Source organism: Streptomyces sp. NPDC047853 (assembly GCF_043204535.1).
GTDB lineage: Bacteria > Actinomycetota > Actinomycetes > Streptomycetales > Streptomycetaceae > Streptomyces.
This window is the reverse complement of the sequence record NZ_JBIDCI010000007.1, coordinates 44,158-62,549: the sequence shown is the minus strand read 5'-3', so window position 1 is coordinate 62,549 and position 18,392 is coordinate 44,158. Positions and strand designations below refer to the sequence as shown.

Sequence of the window (18,392 nt, the reverse complement as noted above, 5' to 3'; positions counted from 1 at the left end):
CGCGGGGGCCTCACGCCGCCAGCGACCCCGGCATCACCGCCCTCGGCCCGAACTTCGCCCGCGCGCGGTCCGCGACCTCCTCGATCCGGCGGACCTTCTCGTCCACGGGATCGAAGGTGAGCTGGTGGGAAGCCTGCTCGGCGGGGGCCAGGCCCTCGGCGCGCAGGGCGACCGAGCGGACCCGGGCGCGCTGGAGGCCGAGCGCCTCGTACAGGCCGTAGGCGGTCCGCGTCAGGGCCGCCGAGTGCGCGGTCGGTTCCTTCAGGGTGCGGCTGCGGACGGTCGCGGAGCGGTCGGCGTAGCGCACGGTGAGGGTGAGGGTGCGGCACACCTTGTCCACCGCCCGCAGCCGGGAGCCCAGCTCCTCGGCGGCCGAGAGCAGGGCGCGGCGGTGCCGGCCGGGGTCGAGTTCGTCGCGGGTGAAGGGGCGTTCGGCGGCAAGGGAACGGGAGATCCCGTTGGGGACGACCCGGCCGCGGTCGACGCCGTTCGCCTTCTCGTGCAGTTCGCGGCCGGTCTTCGCGCCGACCAGCCGCTGGAGCGTGGACAGGGGCGCGGCGGCGACCCGGCCGAGGGTGTCGAGGCCGTACTCGCACAGGGTGCGGGCGGTCGCGGTACCGACGCCGGGCAGCGCGGCGACGGGCTTCCCGGCGAGGAACTCCCGCTCCCCGCCCTCGGGCACCGCGCGGGTCAGCCCCGGCCGGGCGTCCCGCAGCGCCACGCGGGCGAGCATCGGGCCGGGACCGGCGCCGATCACGCAGTCGACGCCGTACAGCGCGAGGGCGCGGACGCGGATCACCGAGGCCAGTTCCACGGCGTCCCGCCCGAAGTACCGCTCGGCGCCCCGCAGATCGGCCAGCGCCCCGTCCGGTGGCAGCGCCTCGACGACCGGTGTGAACTCCTCCAACAGCCCCAGCAGGCGGGGCAGGGCCGCCTCGTACATCGGCGGCAGCTGGAAACGTACGCAGAGAATGGTCATCCCGCACTCCCCGGACTCTGGTGCCACAACTTCCTTCCCCCCGCGGGCCCTTCGCCCGCGGGGCGCAGATCGGCCCAGGGGTGCATCTCGTACCCCGTGGGCATGCGGATGGTCCGCTGCCGTTCCATCGCGTCCTGGGCGGCGGACCCGGCCGGCGCGGGCAGCCCGTCCGACCCGGCGAGCCGGCGGCGCGCGGGTCCTGAGTCGCCCTCCGGGGGCCCGCCCTCCGGGGGCCCGCCCGCTCCGGCCAGCCGGGCCGCGACGCCCTCGAGTCCCTCCTCGCGGCGCACCTCCAGCAGGTCGGCGAGGTTCCAGGCGGCGGAGCCGACCACGCTGAAACTGCGCGGGCCGCGCCGCTGCACCACCCCGCGCACCAGCAGCAGCCAGGAGTGGAAGACGGTGTGCGCGCAGGTGTCGTGCGAGTCGTCGAAGAAGGCGAGGTCGACCAGGCCGGTGCCGTCGTCGAGAGTGGAGAAGATGACCCGCCGCCCGGAGCGGACCGGCGGGGTCTGCGTGGCCGCCTTGGCGCCCGCGACCAGCACCGTCTCCCCGTGCCGAAGCTCGCGCAGCCGCTTGGCCGACACCACGCCCAGCTCGTTCAGGAAGGTCCGGTGGTCGTCCATCAGGTTGCGGGAGGCGTCCATGGACAGCACGCCCAGCTCGGCGCTGAGCTTCTCCGCCGAGGTGAGGTCGGGCAGCCCGGCCGACGCGGTCCTGCGCCCGCCGGACAGCGGGAGCTGGTCACCGCGTCCGCCCCGGGCGCCGCGGTGCAGCTCGGTCAGGTGCAGTTGCAGGTCGCGGCGGTTGGCGCCGAACGCGTCCAGCGCGCCGACCTGGGCGAGCCGTCCGGCCAGCGGCCTGCTGGGGCGGGCCCGTTCCCAGAAGTCGAGCAGGGAGGCGTAGGGCTGCCCCTCGGCGATCCGCTCCGCCTCGGCCTCGCTGATGCCGTGCACGTCCAGGAGGGCGAGGCGCAGGCCCCACGTCCCCGGCCGGCGCGGCGTACCTGATTCAGACACCAGTTCGATCCTGTGTGCGACCCCCGACGTGTTGACGTCCAGCGGCAGGATCGGCACCCCGCGCCGCCGCGCGTCCGCCAGCAGCAGCCGCTTGGGGTACATGCCGGGGTCGTGGGTGAGCAGACCGGCGTAGAAGGCGGCCGGGTGGTGGGCCTTCAGCCACGCCGACTGGTACGTCGGCACCGCGAAGGCGACCGCGTGCGCCTTGCAGAAGCCGTACGACCCGAAGGCCTCGACGATCTCCCAGGTCCGCCCGATCGTCTCCGCGTCGTACCCGCGCGCCGCCGCGTGCTGGGCGAACCACACCTTGATCCGCCCCTGTGACTCCGGGTCGGACAGCCCGCGCCGCACCCGGTCCGCCTCGCCGCGTCCGCAGCCGGTCATGACGGCCACGATGTCGATGACCTGCTCGTGGAAGACGACGACCCCGTAGGTGCCCGCCAGCGCTTCCGACAGGTCCTCGTGCGGGTAGCGCACCGGCGCCCGCCCGTGCCGGGCCTCGATGAAGGGGCGCACCATGTCGGCGGCGACCGGGCCGGGCCGGAAGAGCGAGATGTCGACGACCAGGTCGTGGAAGGTCGACGGCTGGAGCCTGCCGACCAGGTCCCGCTGCCCCGGCGACTCGATCTGGAAGCAGCCCAGCGTCTCGGCGGAGCGGATCATCCGGTAGGTCGCCGGATCGCCCTCCGGCACGGAGTCCAGGTCGACCTCGGCGCCCGTGGCCCGCTTCACCTCGGCCACCGCGTGCGCCATCGCCGACTGCATCCGCACCCCGAGCACGTCCAGCTTGAGCAGCCCGAGGTCCTCGACGTCGTCCTTGTCGAACTGCGCCATGGGGAAGCCCTCGCCGCTGGTCGGCACGACCGGCGTCCGGGAGAGCAGGGAGGCGTCGGAGAGCAGTACCCCGCAGGGGTGCATGGCGACCCCGCGCGGGAGGGCGTCCAGACCCTCGACCAGTTCCCAGAGCTTCCCGTACTTCTCCTTCTCCCCCGCCAGCTGCCGCAGCTCGGGCAGTTCCTCCAGCGCGGCGCGGGCGTCGCGGGCGCGGATGTGCGGGAAGGCCTTGGCGACACGGTCGATCTCCGCCGGGTCCATGGACAGGGCGGCGCCGACGTCGCGGATGGCGTGCCGCACCCGGTACGTCTCCGGCATCGCGACCGTGGCGACCCGCTCGGTGCCGAAGCGGTCGATGATCGCGCGGTAGACCTCCAGACGGCGCGCGGACTCCACGTCGATGTCGATGTCGGGGAGCACGACCCGCTCCTTGGACAGGAAGCGCTCCATCAGCAGCCCGTGCTCGACCGGGTCGGCGTGCGCGATGCCGAGGAGGTGGTTGACGAGCGAGCCCGCGCCGGAGCCGCGCGCGGCGACCCGGATGCCCATGTGCCGTACGTCGTCCACGACCTGGGCGACGGTGAGGAAGTACGAGGCGAAGCCGTGGTGGGCGATGATGTCCAGCTCGTGGTGCATCCGCTCCCAGTACTCCCGGTGGTCCCGGCGCCGGTCGTAGCCGCGCCGCACCATGCCCGCCGCCGCCCGGGAGGCCAGCGCCCGCTGGGCGGTGCGTCGCCCGGCGCCGACCAGGTGCGGCTCGGGGAAGTGGACGGCGCCCATGCCGAGGTCGTCGTCCGGGTCGACCAGGCACTCGGCGGCCGTGGCCTGCGTCTGCTCCAGCAGGCGGTGGGCCGTGTCGCGCCGGAAGCCCGCGGCCTCGACGATCCGCTCGGCGGCGTGGCGCATGGCGCCGGCGTCCTTCAGCCAGGCCTCGCCGGAGTCCAGTTCCCCGGTGGCGTCGATCGGGACCAGGCGGCGGGCGGCGTCCAGGACGTCGGCGACCGGTCCCTGGCCGGGGTCGGCGTACCGGACGGCGTTGGCCAGCACCGGCCGGACGCCCTGCTCGGCGGCGAGGCCGACGGTGCGGGCGGCCAGGCGCAGGGAGCCCGGGCCGGTCCCTTCGCGGCCGTGCCAGACGGCCTCCAGGCGCAGGGCGTCGCCGTAGACCTCGCGCCAGGGGGCGAGGAGCTTCGCCGCGCGGTCGGGGCGGCCGGCGGCGAGGGCGCGGCCGACGTCGGAGGAGGGGCCGAGCAGGACGGTCAGGCCGGCCCCGTGGTTGTCGGCCCAGGACAGCAGCGGGGTGCCCTCGGCGGTGTGGGCGGCGGACACCAGCCGGCACAGGTCGGCCCAGCCGCGGGCGCCGTCCCGGGCGAGGAAGGTCACCCGCGGGGCCGACTCGTCGACGAAGGCTCCGCCGCGCACGGGGGTCCGGCGCCGGTCCCGGCGTACGGAGGTCTCCGTGCGGTCCGCCTCGGGCTGCTCGGGGGCGGCCACCGCCAGCTCCGCGCCGAACAGCGGACGGACGCCCGCCTTCGCGCAGGCCTTGGCGAAGCGGACCGTCCCCGCGAGGGTGTCGCGGTCGGTGAGGGCGAGGGCGTCCATGCCCCGCTCGAAGGCACGCTCGGCCAGCCGCTCCGGGTGGGAGGCGCCGTAGCGGGCGGAGAACCCGGAGACGGTGTGCAGATGCGTGAAACCCGGCACGCACACCTCCCGATCCTTGAACCCGACGCCTTATCGAACGTCTGTTCCCAACCACTTCACCCCCACCATACCCCCATCCTCGAATGTTTGTGCGACATCCGTTCGGCCCCTCCCCACCTGCGCAAACGTCCGTCGGCCCGGACCGTGGGGACATGTCGCACACCCCAGGCACCGGCACCCGGAGCGGCTCCTTCCTCGGTCAGGTGAAGGACGCCGTGACCCCACGGGCCACCCTGCTCGTGCTCGGGGTGATCGCGCTCCAGCTGCTGTTCATCGCCTCCTACGTGGGAGCGCTGCACGACCCGAAGCCGAAGGACGTGCCCTTCGGGGTGGTCGCGCCGCCCGCGGTGGCCGAGCGGACGGTGAGCGGACTGGAGCGGCTGCCCGGATCACCGCTGGACCCGCGCACGGTGGCCGACGCGGCGAGCGCCCGGAAGCAGATCGAGAACCGGGAGATCGACGGCGCCCTGATCGCCGACTCCTCCGGCCGCACCGACACGCTGCTGGTCGCCTCCGGCGGCGGCACCGTCCTCGCCACCACCCTGGAGGGGATCGTCGCCCAGGCGGAGCGGTCCGAGGGCCGCACGGTGCGCACCGTCGACGTGGCCCCCGCCTCGGACCGGGACTTCGACGGACTGTCGTCCTTCTACCTGGTCGTGGGCTGGTGCGTCGGCGGCTACCTGTGCGCCTCGATCCTCGCGATCAGCGCCGGCGCCCGCCCGGCCGACCCGCTCCGCGCGGCGATCCGGCTGATCGTGATGGCGCTGGTCGCGATCGTCGGCGGACTCGGCGGCGCGGTGATCGTCGGGCCGGTCCTGGGCGCGCTGCCCGGCAGCGTGGTGGACCTGTGGGGGCTCGGCGCGCTGGTCATCCTCGCCGTGGGCGCCGCCACCCTCGCCCTCCAGGGCGTCTTCGGGATCGTCGGCATCGGGCTGGCGATCCTGCTGGTGGTGATCGCGGGCAACCCGAGCGCGGGCGGCGCCTTCCCGCTGCCGATGCTGCCGCCGTTCTGGAGGGAGATCGGCCCGTGGCTCCCGCCGGGCGCCGGCACCTGGACGGCCCGCTCGGTCGCCTACTTCAAGGGCAACGACACGACCGTCCCCCTGCTGGTGCTGTGGGTGTGGGCGGTCGCGGGGACGGTGCTCACGGTGCTGGCGGCCGTGCTGCGCCGCGCGCGCCGGGAGGCGGAGCTGCCCACGCAGACGGGCTGAGACCGCCGCGCCCGCGGGCGGACGACATGTCCGCGGACACGCCGAAGTCCCGCCCCTCGCGCGCGGGACGGGACTTCAGCCGTGCTTCGGACGCGGTGCCGCTCAGCCGATCTGCGTACCGGTGGCCGACAGGGCCTCCGTCACCGGCTGGAAGAAGGTCTCACCGCCCGAGGTGCAGTCGCCGCTGCCGCCGGAGGTGAGGCCGACGGCCTTGTCGCCCGAGAAGAGCGAACCGCCGCTGTCGCCGGGCTCGGCGCAGACGTCGGTCTGGATCAGGCCGTTGACGATGTCGCCGTTGCCGTAGTTGACGGTGGCGTCCAGGCCGGTGACCTTGCCGGAGTGCACCTGGGTGGTGGAGCCGCTGCGGGTCACCTCCATGCCGACGGTGGCCTCGGCGGCGCCGGAGATGGCCTGCGAGGAGCCGTCGTAGAGGTTGACCTCGCTCGGGTGGTCCACCTCGCCGGAGTACTTGACCAGGCCGTAGTCGTTGTCCGGGAAGCTGGACGTCACGTTGTCGCCGAGCTGGTTGCCGGAGGAGTCCTGCCAGCTGGTGATGCCCTCGGTGCAGTGACCGGCGGTGAGGAAGTGCGGCTCCCCGCCCTTGGTCACGTTGAAGCCGAGCGAGCAGCGACCGCTGCCGTCGGTGATCGCGTCGCCGCCCGCGATGAAGGGCCGGTACTCACCCTTGGTCCGCTGGAGCTCCGCCTTGGCGCCGAGCCCCTCGACCACCTTGGTCAGCTTGGCCCACTCGGCCTCGGAGACCGTGCGGTCGGCGGTGACGACGACCTTGTTGGTGGTCGGGTCGGTCGCCCAGGCGGTACCCGGGACGGCCGCGTCCTCGGCGAGGGTGGTGCGCGCGCTCTTCAGTTCGGCGAGCGAGTTCTCGACGACTCTGGCCTTGGCGCCGGCCTCCTCGACGGTCCGTGCGGCGGTCTCGTCGAGCACGTTGACGACGAGGCTCTTCGCCTCCGCGTCGTAGTACGTGCCCGCCGCGTCGGTACCGAGGTCGCCCAGCAGCGTCGAGGCGAGCTTTCCGGCCGCCGTGACCGACAGGGTCTCGGGGGCGGAGGCCTTCGGGGCCTCGCTGGCGTTCGCACTCTGGAAGGTGACTCCCGCGGCGACCAGTGCGGTGATGCCCGCACCTACGACGGCGGCCCGTCGCCTGGGTATGCGTCGGTGCTTCAACTCATGTCCTCCTGTGGGGGGTCGGCCCGGGAGGTTGTGGGGACCTCGCGAACCGGAAGGCTGGTTGACGAGCGCTCACTCTTCCGAACACACAGGGGGCACACAAGGTCGACTTCAGGACGTGCGCACGACAACACCGGTGCGGTCACAGGACCTTCACCTTTCATGTCCCTTCCAGCAGGATTCGTGCGGCGAACGCACCAGCAAACGCTACGGGCGAGTAACAGAGGTCCGGCCGACCGGATCCCGCCCTGTCCGGAATTCGCCTCTTGCGCACCCGGCCACGCGTGTGCGTCTACACGCGGTGGCGACCCCCGGTGCCGGACACGGACAACGGAGAGCCCCCGCACACCTGTCGGTGTGCGGGGGCTCGGGTTCCGCCGGTCGCGATCCGGTGGAGCGGCCTAGTAGACGCTGACGCCGTAGGCGCTCAGGGCCTCCGTGACCGGCTGGAAGAACGTCGTACCGCCGGAGGAGCAGTTGCCGCTGCCGCCGGAGGTCAGACCGTACGCCGTGCCGTTGCTGCCGTAGAGCGCGCCGCCGGAGTCACCGGGCTCGGCGCAGACCGTGGTCTGGATCAGCCCGCCGACGACGTCGCCGCCGCCGTAGTTGACGGTGGCGTTCAGAGCGGTGACCCGGCCGCTGTGGGTGCCGGTGGTGGAACCGTCGCGGATGACCGTGGTGCCCACGCTCGGGGTGGCCGCACGGGTGATGTCCACGCCGTTCGCGGTGCCGGGCCGGCTGACGGACCCGGAGTACCGGACGAGACCGTAGTCGTTGCCCGGGAAGCTGGAGCCGGCCGTGGAGCCGATGACCGAGGTGCGGCCGGAGTTGGAGTACCAGGTGCCCGCGCCGTCGGTGCAGTGACCGGCGGTCAGGAAGTACTCGGTCCCGTTGCTGGCCCGGACGTTGAAGCCGAGGGAGCAGCGCCAGCTGCTCGCGTAGATGGCGTCACCGCCCTGGATCAGCTTGTTGAACGTGCCGGGGGTGCGCTTGATCGTGAGCGCGCCGGCCTTGTCGCCGGCCTGCTCCTTGATCTTCGCGATCTCGGCCTGGGAGACCGTGCTGTCGACCGTGAGAAGCACCTGGCCGCTCTTGCTGTCGACGGCCCAGGCGGTGCCGGGGACGTCGGCCTTGAGCACCGCGCTGCTGGCGCTGTTGAGCTCGGCGGCGCTGAAGGTGGCCGGGGTCGGTGCCGCGTTCGCGCTGGGGATCGCGATCGCGGCCGCGGCCACGAGGCCGGAGGAGACGGCGATCAGCCGAGTCCGTCTCGTGATGCCGCTGCGGGGGGTGGTGCGCTTGTTCCTCACTTTTCGTTCCTCCACGGGGGAAGTCGGGGGCCCCTCCTGTGGGGTTGGGGGCCCGTGAGGCGCAGCCAGGGGCCCCAGCGTCCGGGTTCCGGACGCGTCGTGCTCCTGACAAGCGCTGAGGTTGGAGTATTCGGCCGAACGACCGGTCGGCGCAAGAGTGCCTTTCGGCCGTCGCCCTTTGAACCACCCGCCTCCGCCCCCCGGGGGCGGCGTTCAGCGCGTTTCGCGCTCCCCCGCCTCGACGCGGACCTCCAGGGTGTTCCCCGGCGGGGGGAAGGGGCAGACGAAGTGGTCGGCGAAGGCACACGGCGGCAGCAGCGCGCGATTGAAGTCGACCGTGGTACGGCCTTCGTCGTCCGGCGCGGCCGGCCGCAGGAACCGGAAGCGGTAACTGGTGCTCCCGCTGGTGGCGTCGGCGAAGACGGCCCACAGCGAGCCGTCCTCCTCGACACTCACCTGGAGCGTGAGGTCCCGCCCCTCCAGTGCGAAGGCCAGCTCCCCGCCGAGGCCGAGCCCGCGCTCCCGTCCGTCCGCGTTCGGCACCCGCACGCTGCGCCGCCCGGTGTCGTACGGCGTGAAGCGCCCCGGTACCGACCAGCGCGGATCGTGGGGCGTGGCCGCGATGCCGCCGAAGGCCCGCCGCGCCCCGGCGGCCGGGTCGAAGTCACGCACACCCCAGGAGCCCTCGCGCACCAGGACGACCAGGTGCCGCTCACCGTGGGTCACGCGGGAGTTCGCCGGACCCGGGTCGGCCGTGAGCCGCACCTCCCCGTCGAAGGGTCTGCCGTCCACGGTGAGCCCGTCCGCCCCGGCGGCCCGCAGCAGCACCGCGTCGCCGTCCGCCGTCCACCTCCCGGGAACGCCCGGCAGTCGGCCCTCCGGATGGTCCTCCAGCCAGTACGTGCCGGTCAGCGCGAGCGGCCCGTAGGGCGCCGACACCGCCGCGACGCGCTGCGCGTGCCACTGCTTCCACTCGTCGGATGCGTCCGTCGTCATGCGGACAACCCTCCCATGCCGGGTACGTCAGCAGTTGCAGCCGCAGTCGCAGCCGTCGCACCCGCACCCGTCGTCGCCGCAGCAGTTGCCGCAGCAGTCGCAGCATTCACAGCAGTTGCCGCAGTCGCCGCTGGAACAGGACGACTGCTTCTCCTCCCCGCTCCACGGGTCGTGGTACGTGCCGCAGCACATCTGGCACGTACACGCCAGCCCCAGCCACACCGCGCACCCCGCGAGCAGCCCTCGGCGGTCCCGGCGCGGCGGCTCCGGAGGCGTCGGCACACCGGGGCCGCCGGGGGCGCCCGGAGGGGCGTACGGATGGCTGCCGTGGGCGCACGACACGGTGCCGAATGCGCGGTCGACCGAGTTGCCCAGCTCGTGCACGAGCAGCCGGTGCACCAGCCGCCCGTCGTCGAACTCCGCCTCGCGCAGCGCGAGCCGCACCCCGTGCACGGCGTCGTCCGCCAGCCGCCGGGCCTCCGTGAGCGGGGTCCCGGTGGCGGTGAGGGGGTTCCAGGCACCCGACGCGGCGTCGGCTTCCCTGTCCTCCACGGCGTCGAGCAGGTGGGCGAGCCGGCCGAAGAGCCGCCCGGCCTCGGCGAGCGGCCCGGCGTTGCGCGGCCGGCCGGCCAGGTGGGCGGTGTGCGCGAACGCGGCGGCGGTCGCGGTCTCGGTCGGCTCGGTGACGGTGAGCAGCGGTGTGCCGGGCCCGGCGAGCGCCTCGATGCCGCCCTGCCGGTCCACGGCGTCGACCAGGACGGCGGTGTCGAAACCGACGGCACCGCCCCCTCGGGCACCGGCGGCGTCCCAGCCCGCGGCGACCCGGCGGGCGGCCCGGGCCAGCGGACGGCGGGCCAGCATCCCGTCCCCGTCGGCGACATGGTCGCGCACCTTGGCCGAGGCCAGCACCAGGGAGACGGCCGCGGCGAGCCGGGCCCCCTCACCGTGGGCGACGGACGCGGTGCGCATCCCGCGCAACGGACAGGGCCCGGCGGTGCGCCGTCCGGCACCCGTTCCCTTTTCCCCGGACTGAGCCTCCGTCAAAACCGATATGAGCAATCCGTCATAGTTCGTCACGATGCGCGCGAGCTGCCCGTGGTCCTTGCGCAGAGCGAGACACAACCCGCACAAATGCGCCATCCACTGGCTCGTGAGGCTCTCCCCGAGCCGATGCCTGCAAGGCCTGACTATTCCGAACACGACGTTCCCCCGTGGTTCGTACGACGTTGAGCTGCGGCATCGTACCGACCGACGGGTTCACCCGTACGCACCCGCCCTCACCCGTCCGCCGGGAAGAATCATATTTCACTCACAGTCAGCATCCGTTTGGGAAACGGCCCTTGGGACACAAGGACTCTCGACGGATTCGCTGTGCACCAGTACCGTCACAAACCCCCCGCGCGGCGTCTATCCACTTGGCGCGACGTCCGCATCATGGATGACCATAGGGATGCGGAAGCACGAAAGACCGCTGTGAGAGGAGGCGTCCATGGGATCGGTACGCAAGGCGAGTGCGTGGCTCGGCCTCGTCGACGACAACGATGACGAGCGCTACTACGACGACGACTACACCGAGGGCACCGAGCCCGGGGACGCCTGGGTCACGGACCCGCGGGTGAAGGTGGCCTCGGACGTGGCCGAGGAGAAGGGCCGCCGCATCGCGACCGTCACCCCGGACAGCTTCCGGGACGCACGGTCCATCGGCGAACTGTTCCGGGACGGGGTCCCGGTCATCATGAACCTGACGGCCATGGAGGCCACCGACGCCAAGCGGGTGGTCGACTTCGCGGCCGGCCTGATCTTCGGCCTGCGCGGCTCCATCGAGCGGGTGTCCACCCGCGTCTTCCTGCTGAGCCCGGCCGACACGCAGGTCATCAGCGGCGAGCCCGCCGCGCACCGTTCCGACGGATTCTTCAACCAGAGCTGAGGCGGGGCCACGCACCACGGCCCCGCCCCCCCCCCGCCGGACGCCTACCGGAAGGCGTCGAGTCCGGTGAGCGCCTTGCCCAGCACCAGCTGGTGCATCTCGACGGTGCCCTCGTAGGTGAGCACCGATTCCAGGTTCGTCGCGTGCCGCATCACGGGGTATTCGAGGGAGATCCCGTTGGCACCGAGGATCGTGCGGGCCGTACGGCAGATGTCGATGGCCTCGCGGACGTTGTTGAGCTTGCCGAAGCTGACCTGCTCGGGACGCAGCCGGCCGGCGTCCATGCGCCGCCCCAGGTGGTGGGCGAGCACAATCCCCTTGTGCAGTTCGACCGCCATGTCGGCGAGTTTGGCCTGGGTCAGCTGGAAGCCGCCGATCGGCCGCCCGAACTGCTCCCGCGACTTCGCGTACTCCACCGCCGCCTCGAAGGAACTGCGGGCCGCGCCCATCGAACCCCAGACGATGCCGTAACGGGCGTGCGTGAGGCAGCTGAGCGGTCCGCGCAGACCGGTGACCTCGGGCAGCACGGCGTCGGCGGGCAGCCGTACGCCGTCCAGGACCAGCTCACTGGTGACGCTGGCCCGCAACGACCACTTGTGCTTGATCTCGGGCGCGGAGAAACCGGGGCTGTCGGTGGGGACCACGAACCCGCGGATGCCGTCCTCCGTCTGCGCCCAGACCACGGCGACGCCGGCCACCGAACCGTTGGTGATCCACATCTTGCGTCCGTCGAGCACCCAGTCGCCGCCGTCCCGCTTGGCGCGGGTGCGCATGTGGGCGGGGTCGGAGCCGTGGTCGGGCTCGGTCAGCCCGAAGCAGCCGATGACCTCGCCGGCGGCCATCCGCGGCAGCCACGTCTGCTTCTGCTCCTCGCTGCCGAAGCGGTGGATGGCGTACATGGCGAGGGAACCCTGCACGGAGACCAGGGAGCGGATGCCGGAGTCGGCTGCCTCCAGCTCCAGACAGGCCAGCCCGTACTGCACGGCGCTCGCGCCGGCGCAGCCGTACCCCTTCAGTGACATGCCCAGGGCGCCGATGCCGCCCAGCTCGCGGGCCAGCTCCCGGATGCCGGGCAGCTCGCCCTTCTCGTACCAGTCCGCGACGTACGGCAGCACCCGGTCCGCGGCCCACTCCCGCACGGTGTCGCGGATCGCCAGGTCCTCCGGCTCCAGGAGGTCGTCGACGCCGAGCGGATCGGCGGGGTCGAACGCGGGCGGCTTGGGGGACGCGGCCATGGAACACCCTCCGGGACAGGAAAACTAGCGCTGCTAGTCGCGGTTCTCCCGCCCGACGTTACGGTGCGGCGTCCCGCACGTCCACCATGCTCACCCGGGGTTCACACGGAGACCCGGGACTCCACCGCGTCCCGGGGTGCCGGCACGGAGACCGCCTCCTCCTCGCAGCTCATCACCCGCGGCAACCGCAACGCCATCGCGGCCCCCAGCAACAGCAGCCCCGCGCTCACCACCAGCGTCACGTGCAGTCCGTGCACGAACGCGTCGGCGGCGGCCCGCCGCAACGCGGCCCCCGCGGGCCCGCCGAGCTGCGCCGCGACCTCGTAGGCCTCCCCCAGCGAATGCCCCGCCGCCGCCGAGGCCGACGCCGGCACCCCGGACACGCCCCCCGTCAGTCCCGGGGCGTACGCCACGTTCATCACGGTGCCCAGCAGCGCGATCCCGATCCCGGCGCCCAGCTGGTACGACGTCTCCCCGATCGCCGCCGCCCCGCCGGCCTGCGCCTGCGGAGCCTCGCTCAGCATCGACTCGTACGCCCCGAACAGCGTCGTCTCCAGGCCGAAGCCGAGCAGCACGAAGCCCGTCAGCATCAGCGCGCAGTTGTCGGTCCGGCCCAGCGCCGTGAGCAGCACCACCGCGAAGGCCGTCAGGCAGAAGCCCGCGCACACCATCCGCCGCGGCCCGAACCGCCGCAGCATCCGGGCGCCCGCCAGCCCCGCCGCCATCGCCGCGAAGGTCAGGGGCACCAGGCGCAGCCCGGTCTGCAGCGGGGAGAGCCCGAGCACGAGCTGGAGGTACTGCGCGGCGATCAGCTCCAGACCCACCAGCGCCAGCATCGCCAGCACGATGCAGCCCACCGACGTGCTGAACGCCGGCCGGCGGAACAGGGTGAGGTCCACCAGCGGATGGGTGCGCCGCCGCTGCCGCCGGACGAACGCGATCAGCAGGGCCGCGCCCACCACCAGCGGCACGACGGTGAGCACGCTCGCCACCGGCTCGCCACCGCCGAGCCGCTTCACGCCCAGGACGGCCCCGAACAGGCCACCCGCCGCCATCAGCGCGCCGACGACGTCCCAGGGCCCGCGGCCGTCGCCCTTCGACTCGGGCAGCAGCAGCCGTCCCACCGGCAGGCTGACCAGCATCAGCGGGATGTTGACGAGGAAGACCGAGCCCCACCAGAAGTGCTCCAGCAGGAACCCGCCGAGCAGTGGCCCGACCGCCGCGCCGACCGCGGCCACGGCGCTCCAGACGCCGATGGCCAGCGCCCGTTCCCGCCGGTCGGGGAAGACCTGCCGCAGGATCGACAGCGTCGCCGGCATGATCATGGCCCCGCCGACGCCGAGCAGCGCCCGGGCGAGGATCAGGACCTGGGCGCTGTCGGCGAGCGCCGCGAGCGCGGAGGCCACGCCGAAGAGCGCGTACCCCAGAAGGAGGATGCGTCTGCGGCCCACCCGGTCGCCCAGCGTGCCGAAGAGGATCAGCAGCGAGGCGCAGACGAGGGGATAGACGTCGACGATCCAGAGCAGTTCGATCGCGCCGGGCCGCAGGTCCTCGGTGACGGCGGGGACCGCCACGTGCAGCACGGTCGCGTCCACCGCGACCAGCAGCAGGCTGACGCAGAGGACGACCAGGACGACCCAGCGGTTGGCACCGGCCCCGGCCGTCCGACGGCGCAGCGCGGTGGCAGCCGTGGTCGTCCCGGACATGCACGTACCTCCAAGATGTTCCCTCGCGTCCGGCGGGCATCGCGGGGGTGGGGACTCCCCTGCGGCTCGACCGGAGAGGAGCGGGGCCTCCGGGCCGTGCAACGGAACGCGAGTGACTGGCCAGAGTACGCGAGACCGTCCACCGCGCACGTGGCGGGCCTCACACCTGCCGCGTCGCACGTGTGGCATCCGCCACTGCGCCCGCCTCCCCGGCCGCCTCCGCCTCCCCGGCGGACGGACCGCCCCCGCCCCCGGCCGATAATCGGGTCCGTGACCGATCTTGAAACGCCTGCGACGGGCCGCGGGGCCCTGCGCCGGGCCGCCCCGGCGCTCCTCGGCTACGCGGCGGTACGCGCCCTGGGCCTGCTCGCCCTCGCCCTGTGGAGCGCCGCGCGCGACAAGAGCGCGTACACACTGCTGACGGCCCGCTGGGACTCCCTCTGGTACACCAGGGTCGCCGAACTGGGCTACGGCTACGAGGTGCGCCTCCCCAACGGCGACGTGCACTCCAACCTGGCCTTCTTCCCGCTGCTGCCCTGGCTGGAGCGGCTGGGGGCGGCGGTCTCGCCGCTGTCCTACGCGGACGCGGGCTTCGCCGTGAGCCTCCTCGCCTCGATCGCCGCGGCCTGGGGGATCTTCGCCGTGGCGGAGTGGGTGTACGGCCGCCGCGCGGGGGTGTGCGCGGTGCTGCTGTGGGCCGTGCTGCCGGTCGGCGTCGTGCAGTCGATGGCGTACAGCGAGTCCCTCTTCACCGCGCTGGCCGCCTGGTCGCTGTACGCGGTGCTGACCGGACGGTGGGTGACGGCGGGACTGCTGGCCTCGCTGGCCGGGCTGACCCGCCCGGTGGGGCTCGCGGTGGCGGCCGCGGTGTGGGTGGCCGCGATCGCGGCACACGTACGCGGCCGGGACGGCGCCGCCCCGGAGCGCGCCCGCGGTGACAGCGCGCGGCGCGTGCTGGGGATGCTGCTGGCACCCCTGGGCGCCGCCGGCTACGTGCTGTGGGTCGGCCACCGCACCGGTGGCGGCCCGCTCGGTTATCTCGACGTCCAGGCCGGCTGGCGCAACGGCTTCGACGGGGGCGCGGCGTTCGCCCGCTTCGTCGCCGGGAAGTTCACGTCGTTCCCGTCGGCCCTGGCGGGCGTCGGCCTCGTCGTCGGGGTCGCTCTGCTCGTCCGGCTGTACATCGCGTGCGTACGGCAGCGTCAGCCGCTCGCCCTGCTGGTGTACGCGGGGATCGTGATCGCCCTCGCCCTGTGCGCGTCGAGCTACTTCGGCTCGAAACCGCGGCTGCTGCTGCCCGCCTTCCCGCTGCTGCTGCCCCTCGCCCTGGCCCTGGCCCGGTGGCGAACCTCCAGGTCGGCACTGGTGCTGGGGGGCGTCGCCGTGGCGTCGGCGGTCTACGGGGCGTTCTGGCTGAACGGCTCCGGCCCGCCCTGACCGGTCCGGGGCACCCGATGGCCGCCGGGAGAATTCCGTACCAGCATTCGGTTAACGAATTCATAAGCACGATAAAACCGCCGACCGGACCGATCAAAGGAATTGAAGTCCTTCGTACGCCCGGATTGCGGATTCCTCGAGAATAAACCGCCCGCTGAGAGCAATCCCACATCACATCGTCATCACAAAGCCGTTGATTCGGCCGGGATCACTCCTCACTCGCTGTAACGTCGATTGGGTGCGTACCGAACGGAAGCTCACCCGTCTGGACCGGGTGTTCGCGAGACTGGACCGGGAGCCGGAACGACCGGCGCTCCTGGACGTGCCGGAGATGAGCCGGCACAGGTTCGCGCTGTTCGCCGGAACCCTCGCGTTCTACGTCGCGATCGTGTGGGCCGTACTGATCACCTCGTGGCTGGTCCGCCTCGACTGGCAGGTCATGTTCTTCCGGCCCTACCAGCAGTGGCCCGGCATCCACGCGTTCGTCGACTACTACGTGGTGCTGGGCCAGCGCGGCCCCACCGCGGTGATGGTCGCGGCCTGGCTGGGCTGGCGGTCCTGGCGGCAGCACACCCTGCGCCCGCTGATCGCGCTCGGCGTCTCCCTGCTCCTGCTGAACGTCACGGTCGGAGCCGCCAAGTACGGCATGGGACGGCTGGGGCCGCACTACGCGACCACGATCGGTTCGAACGAGATGTGGCTCGGCGGCGATATATTTCCGAGCGGTCACACCGCGAACGCCGTCGTGACCTGGGGCATCCTGGCCTACATGGCCTCGACGCCCAGGGCGCGGCGCTGGCTGTCGGCCCTGTCGGCGGTCACCTCGCTCGGGGTCGGCATGTCCACCGTCTACCTCGGTACGCACTGGCTCAGCGACGTCCTCCTCGGCTGGGCCGCGGGACTGCTGATCCTGCTGGCGCTGCCGTGGTTCGAGCCGCTGATCACCCGTACCGAGACCTGGATCCTCGGTCTGCGCGACCGCTGGTACGCCCGCCGTCCGGGAGGCGCGGGGCGGCCGGTCGGCCCGCCCGTGGTCGTCACCCCGCCCGCCTCCGTCCAGGAGAAGGCCCCGGCCCGCGAGCCGGTCGCCGCGCCCCGCACCCGGGCCCCGGCGTACCTGGCCCCGGGCCCGCACACGGCCCGCTCGGACCGCATGCCGGTGACCCCGGCGGGCAGTCGCCGGCCGCCGCACGCCGACCGGCATCCGCGCAACACGGCCCCCGCCGCACGCCCGGTCTCGGGCGGCTGACCCGCCCGCCCCGTCAGCCCTTCCAGGAGCGGGCCACGCGGCCGTCCTTCACCTCGAAGTTGAGGCGGCCCACGCGGTACTCCATGGTGATGATCGTCCCCGGTTCCAGTGACCGCACCGTCGACCAGCCCCGCTCCCGGGCGAGCCGCTCGGCCGCGTCGGACGCGAGGCCGACATAGGTGTCCGGACTGTCCTGGGGTTCGGCCGGTGGTGTCGGAATCGGTGCCATGCCGCCACGCTAAGCCCTGCCCCCCGGACGGGGAAGCCCAGACCGGTAAGAGGTTCGCGGATGCCTCTCCGGTCACACTTCTGTCACAGGATCACGGACCGCGTTTTGACGGGACCGCGCCACTCGGAAGGATGGTTCCGGGATGCTTCCGTACTCCTTGCGTACGCCTTCCGCGCTCCTTCCGGGCTCCTTCCGCAGCCGTGAAAGGTGAATTGCCGCGCGTCGCGCCACTCCGTCGAATAAACGCTCGGAAAAGAACTGCGGCGCACCCCGGCGCCCCGCCGCGGTCATGGCGCATTCCGGGTCCGAACGGCCCTGAACCCGCTTGCGGACAGCGGTCACCGGCACAGCGAACACATCCGCTTCTCACAGGTTCTCCACACCCGCTCCGGGCCGCTCGGCCCGGGACAGGGCACGGGTGAGCCGGTCGCGTGCCGCCACGATCGCCTCCGTCAGCCCGTCCGGCTCCAGCACCTCGAACTCGAAGCCCAGCAGCATGAGGTGCACCACCATGACGTCCAGGCTGCCGGCGCCGGTGCGCAGCAGACAGGCGGCGGGCCCCTCCGGCTCCAGGACCCCGGCGGTGGGCGAGATCCGCTCGGCGGCCTCCTCGAGCGGGACCAGCAGCCGTACGAGCGCGTGCGTGGCGTACGCGCGCGTGGAGACGCCCTCGGAGACATAGGCGGCCAGATCCTCGGCCGGCGGCTCGCGCGGGACGAAGCGGGGGCCGTGCGGCGGCCTGGGCCTGACGCGGTCCACCCGGAAGGTGCGCCAGTCGGCCCGGTCGAGGTCGAAGGCGACCAGGTACCAGCGGCGCTCGGAGCACACCAGCCGGTACGGCTCCACGGTGCGGCGGCTGTCGGTGCCGTCGTGGCCCCGGTAGGCGAAGCGCAGCCGCTCCCCGTCACGGCACAGGTGGGCCAGCTCGGTCAGGACCGCCGGGTCGACGGGGGACGGCCCGGGCTCGCGCAGCATCGGCACGGTGTAGGCGTTGAGGGCGCCCACCCTGCGCCGCAGCCGGCTCGGCAGTACCTGCTCCAGCTTGGCGAGGGCGCGTACGGAGGTCTCCCCGATGCCCTCGACGCCCTGCCCGGCCGCCGTGCGCAGTCCGACGGCCACGGCGACCGCCTCGTCGTCGTCCAGCAGGAGCGGGGGCAGCTCGGCTCCCGCGCCCAGCTGGTAGCCGCCCCCGGTACCGGGGCTGGCGTTGACCGGGTAGCCCAGCTCGCGCAGCCGGTCGACGTCCCGGCGCACCGTGCGCGCGGAGACGCCGAGCCGGTCGGCCAGGTCGGGGCCGGACCACTCGCGGTGGGCCTGGAGCAGGGAGAGCAGGCGCAGCAGCCGTGCCGAGGTCTCGAGCATGGCACCGAGTCTGCC

Annotated in this window: 14 protein-coding genes; 4 read left to right on the top strand and 10 right to left on the bottom strand. The window is 73.1% G+C overall.

Annotation, left to right across the window (positions count from 1 at the left end; translation table 11 throughout):
• Nucleotides 1–10: 10 nt before the first annotated feature.
• Both ACGF5T_RS15445 and ACGF5T_RS15440 read right to left on the bottom strand, forming a co-directional pair.
• A complete protein-coding gene (locus ACGF5T_RS15445; RefSeq protein ID WP_356606100.1) occupies nucleotides 11–979 on the bottom strand; it encodes a hypothetical protein in 969 nt (322 codons plus the stop codon).
• On the bottom strand, nucleotides 976–4,530 hold the full coding sequence (locus tag ACGF5T_RS15440) for a DNA polymerase III subunit alpha (protein WP_366768041.1): 3,555 nt from the start codon (nucleotides 4,528–4,530) through the stop codon (nucleotides 976–978). Before ACGF5T_RS15440 ends, ACGF5T_RS15445 begins: the two co-directional genes overlap by 4 nt.
• Nucleotides 4,531–4,682: 152 nt before the next feature.
• Between ACGF5T_RS15440 and ACGF5T_RS15435 the strand changes: the two genes are divergently transcribed.
• On the top strand, nucleotides 4,683–5,741 hold the full coding sequence (locus ACGF5T_RS15435; protein ID WP_366768042.1) for a DUF3533 domain-containing protein: 1,059 nt from the start codon (nucleotides 4,683–4,685) through the stop codon (nucleotides 5,739–5,741).
• Between the two features lie 102 nt (nucleotides 5,742–5,843).
• Here the strand turns inward: ACGF5T_RS15435 and ACGF5T_RS15430 are convergent, their stop codons facing one another.
• The 4 genes from ACGF5T_RS15430 to ACGF5T_RS15415 all read right to left on the bottom strand — a co-directional run bounded on the left by ACGF5T_RS15430 (nucleotide 5,844) and on the right by ACGF5T_RS15415 (nucleotide 10,432).
• A complete protein-coding gene (locus ACGF5T_RS15430; protein ID WP_366768043.1) occupies nucleotides 5,844–6,926 on the bottom strand; it encodes a S1 family peptidase in 1,083 nt (360 codons plus the stop codon).
• 404 nt (nucleotides 6,927–7,330) lie between these two features.
• A complete protein-coding gene (locus ACGF5T_RS15425) occupies nucleotides 7,331–8,236 on the bottom strand; it encodes a S1 family peptidase (protein WP_356606108.1) in 906 nt (301 codons plus the stop codon).
• 213 nt (nucleotides 8,237–8,449) lie between these two features.
• Nucleotides 8,450–9,232 (bottom strand): DUF1684 domain-containing protein, encoded by a 783-nt coding sequence (locus ACGF5T_RS15420; RefSeq protein WP_356606110.1) that lies wholly within the window; start codon nucleotides 9,230–9,232, stop codon nucleotides 8,450–8,452.
• 27 nt (nucleotides 9,233–9,259) lie between these two features.
• Entirely contained in the window at nucleotides 9,260–10,432 is a 1,173-nt protein-coding gene (locus tag ACGF5T_RS15415) for a DUF5685 family protein (RefSeq protein ID WP_366768045.1), read from the bottom strand.
• Between the two features lie 289 nt (nucleotides 10,433–10,721).
• Here ACGF5T_RS15415 and ACGF5T_RS15410 point away from each other — a divergent pair, with 289 nt between their 5' ends.
• On the top strand, nucleotides 10,722–11,159 hold the full coding sequence (locus tag ACGF5T_RS15410) for a cell division protein SepF (protein WP_356606114.1): 438 nt from the start codon (nucleotides 10,722–10,724) through the stop codon (nucleotides 11,157–11,159).
• A gap of 44 nt (nucleotides 11,160–11,203) precedes the next feature.
• Here the strand turns inward: ACGF5T_RS15410 and ACGF5T_RS15405 are convergent, their stop codons facing one another.
• Both ACGF5T_RS15405 and ACGF5T_RS15400 read right to left on the bottom strand, forming a co-directional pair.
• Nucleotides 11,204–12,394, bottom strand: coding sequence for an acyl-CoA dehydrogenase family protein (locus tag ACGF5T_RS15405; protein ID WP_366768046.1), 1,191 nt, complete (start codon nucleotides 12,392–12,394; stop codon nucleotides 11,204–11,206).
• A 101-nt stretch (nucleotides 12,395–12,495) separates the two neighbouring features.
• Nucleotides 12,496–14,100, bottom strand: coding sequence for an MFS transporter (locus ACGF5T_RS15400; protein ID WP_356606118.1), 1,605 nt, complete (start codon nucleotides 14,098–14,100; stop codon nucleotides 12,496–12,498).
• 270 nt (nucleotides 14,101–14,370) lie between these two features.
• On the opposite strand from ACGF5T_RS15400, the gene ACGF5T_RS15395 reads away from it, so the two are divergent.
• Both ACGF5T_RS15395 and ACGF5T_RS15390 read left to right on the top strand, forming a co-directional pair.
• The gene (locus ACGF5T_RS15395) at nucleotides 14,371–15,537 is read left to right on the top strand and encodes a mannosyltransferase family protein (RefSeq protein ID WP_366768047.1); all 1,167 of its coding nucleotides are present in this window, start codon (nucleotides 14,371–14,373) and stop codon (nucleotides 15,535–15,537) included.
• 238 nt (nucleotides 15,538–15,775) lie between these two features.
• Nucleotides 15,776–16,786, top strand: a complete 1,011-nt coding sequence (locus ACGF5T_RS15390) for a phosphatase PAP2 family protein (RefSeq protein ID WP_356606122.1) — start codon at nucleotides 15,776–15,778, stop codon at nucleotides 16,784–16,786.
• Nucleotides 16,787–16,799: 13 nt separating this feature from the next.
• Here ACGF5T_RS15390 and ACGF5T_RS15385 read toward each other — a convergent pair whose 3' ends face one another.
• Both ACGF5T_RS15385 and ACGF5T_RS15380 read right to left on the bottom strand, forming a co-directional pair.
• Nucleotides 16,800–17,015 (bottom strand): I78 family peptidase inhibitor, encoded by a 216-nt coding sequence (locus tag ACGF5T_RS15385; protein ID WP_356606124.1) that lies wholly within the window; start codon nucleotides 17,013–17,015, stop codon nucleotides 16,800–16,802.
• A 366-nt stretch (nucleotides 17,016–17,381) separates the two neighbouring features.
• Entirely contained in the window at nucleotides 17,382–18,377 is a 996-nt protein-coding gene (locus ACGF5T_RS15380; protein WP_366768048.1) for a YafY family protein, read from the bottom strand.
• Nucleotides 18,378–18,392 lie beyond the last annotated feature (15 nt).